The organism is Sedimentitalea xiamensis (genome assembly GCF_030164465.1).
GTDB classification, from domain to species: Bacteria; Pseudomonadota; Alphaproteobacteria; order Rhodobacterales; family Rhodobacteraceae; genus Sedimentitalea; species Sedimentitalea xiamensis.
Map to the genome: position 1 here is coordinate 1 of NZ_JASNJE010000077.1, position 2,470 is coordinate 2,470.

At 60.4% G+C, this 2,470-nt stretch carries 3 protein-coding genes; 1 reads left to right on the plus strand and 2 read right to left on the minus strand.

Features of this window, described 5'->3' with window-relative positions; translation table 11 throughout:
• Positions 1-129 precede the first annotated feature (129 nt).
• Both istB and istA read right to left on the minus strand, forming a co-directional pair.
• Positions 130-858, minus strand: a complete 729-nt coding sequence (gene istB, locus QO034_RS23145) for an IS21-like element helper ATPase IstB (RefSeq protein WP_284487857.1) — start codon at positions 856-858, stop codon at positions 130-132.
• The gene (gene istA, locus QO034_RS23150) at positions 791-2,356 is read right to left on the minus strand and encodes an IS21 family transposase (RefSeq protein WP_284487858.1); all 1,566 of its coding nucleotides are present in this window, start codon (positions 2,354-2,356) and stop codon (positions 791-793) included. The genes istB and istA overlap by 68 nt, the downstream gene beginning before the upstream one ends.
• On the opposite strand from istA, the gene QO034_RS23155 reads away from it, so the two are divergent.
• Positions 2,247-2,470 (plus strand): hypothetical protein (locus QO034_RS23155; RefSeq protein WP_284487859.1); only part of this gene is annotated, 224 nt, incomplete at its 3' end. The genes istA and QO034_RS23155 overlap by 110 nt on opposite strands.

Consider the following 2,470-nt stretch of genomic DNA (forward strand, 5'->3'; position numbering starts at 1 on the left):
TGTCAATCGGCATTGAACTTTGACCCCTTATCGGCGTCCAATATTGACCCCCTTTTGCTGAGCAGGCCCGGCGCTGCGTAGCCCTCACATAGCGCAGCGGCGGCGGGCCTGCGGGGTTTCGGAATTACGCTATGCGCGGTTCTTGAAGCGCCAGCTTTCGTTTCCGGTTTCGACGATCTCGCAATGGTGCGTGAGCCTGTCGAGCAGTGCGGTGGTCATCTTGGCATCGCCGAAGACGCTGGGCCATTCCCCGAAGGCCAGGTTTGTGGTGACGATGATCGAGGTGCGCTCGTAAAGCTTGCTGATCAGATGGAACAGAAGCTGACCACCGGTTTGGGCAAAGGGCAGGTAGCCCAGTTCGTCAAGGATCAGGAAGTCGAGCCGGGAGATAAGGTCTGCGGTGCGTCCTTGCCGCTCGGCTCTGGCTTCGGCATCGAGCTTGTTCACCAAGTCGACGACGTTGAAGAACCTACCCCGTCGTCCAGCCCGGATACAGGCCCGGGCGATGCTGACCGCAAGATGGGTTTTGCCCGTGCCGGTGCCGCCGATCAGCACGAGGTTGCGCTGATGGTCGAGGAATTCGCCGGTCGCCAGGTCGCGGATCAGCGTTTCGTTAGCCTCGGCGGCTTCGAAGTCGAACTCTTCCAGCTCCTTTGCCAGGGGCAACTTGGCGATGGTCATCTGGTATTTGACCGACCGCGCCTGCTTCTCCCTGATCTCGGCGGTCAGCAAATCCCCGATGATCTGCTGAGGTTCATGCTGGCGCTTGACTGCAGTGGTCAGCACCTCGTCATAAGCGGCGCGCATGCCGTAGAGCCGCAGCTTTCCCATCGCGTCGATCACGTCTGAGCGTTCCATCTGTTTGTCTCCTCAAGCTGTCATATCGGTTGCAGTCGGCAATGGGCTCGCAGGCCAGCTTCAGTGCATCCGGTGTGGTGATTGTCAGGGGTGGTGGCGGCTCGCGGTGCCGGGCCAGGATGTTCAGGACCACACCCGCCGAATGGACGTTGTGCGACAGAGCCTCGGCGCAGGCGGCTTCTACGGCTTCGATCCCATCCGTCAGCACGGCGCTCAAGATGTCGACCATCTGCCGGTCGCCACCCGGCTGACGTTCCAGCTTGCGCCACACACGGCGGACCGGCACCGGCAACGCCCATTCCTTGAAGGGCGCCCCATTGCGCAAGGCACCGGGTTTGCGCGCCAGAACAGGTATGTAATGCAGGGGATCGAAGATCGTTTTGTCCCGCCCGAAGGCCCGCTCATGCTGGCCAACGATTTGACCATCCTGCCAGCATTCCAGCCGATCGGCGTAAGCTCTGATCTCGACCGGCCGCCCCACGGCGCGGGCATCGACTGAGTATCTGTTCTTGTCGAAGCGCACGAGGCAGGTCTTGGACACAGAGGCCGGGACCGCATGGAATCCATCGAAAGGGCCGACGTAAGGCACAAGGCTCGGGCATTCTTCTTCGAACACCTCCCAGATCGTTCTGTCCCGCAGCTCCGGGTGCTTGTTCGCCTTCGCATAATCTCGGCACCGGTCTTCCAGCCATGCATTCAGCTCGGCATAGGATTTGAACTTGGGACGCGGCACGAAGAAGCGCCGCCGGATGACACCGACCTGGTTCTCGACCTGACCCTTCTCCCAGCCCGAGGCCGGCGTGCAAGCGACCGGGTCGACCAGATAATGCCCGCACATCTGCTGGAACCGCCGATTATAGGCCCGATCCTTGCCGACAAAGATCGCATCCACCGCCGTCTTCATGTTGTCGTAGATTCCGCGCGAGCACGCCCCGCCGAAGAAGGCGAAGGCCTTGTCATGGGCATCGAACACCATTTCCTGCGTCTCTCTGGGATAGGCCCGGACAAACGGCATCCGGCTGTGGCAGAGCCGAACATGGGCGACCTTCACTGTCGTGGTCACGCCATCGATCAGAACAACCTCATGGCTCCAGTCGAACTGATAGGCTTCGCCAGGATCAAAACTGAGCGGCACATAGGCCGCGGCGGAAGCTTCCCGGGTCGCCTTCGACCAGTCCGCCGCATAGCGCCGCACAGCATCATAGCTGCCGTCGTAACCCCGGTTGCGAAGCTCCTCGTAGATACGAACCAGTGTCAGCCGCTGGCGCTTGGGTTGCCTGTCATTCTCGGCCAGCATCTCATCCAGATCGGACCGCCACGGGTCGATCTTGGGGCGGGGTTGGTTGGTTCGATCATAGCTGAACTCGGTCGCGCCGGAGCGGATCACCTTGCGAACCGTGTTCCGCGACACCCTCAACTCCCGGCAGATCTGCTTGATCGGCTTCTTCCGGACAAAATACGCCAGCCTGATCTTCGCAATCGTCTCCACAACCAACATCCCCAAATTGCTCCCTCAATCCTTTGAGGAAGCTTCTGAAACGAAATATCAGGGGGGTCACTTTTGGACGCCGATTACCCCAATACAGGGGTCAAATTTGCATGCCGGTTCACA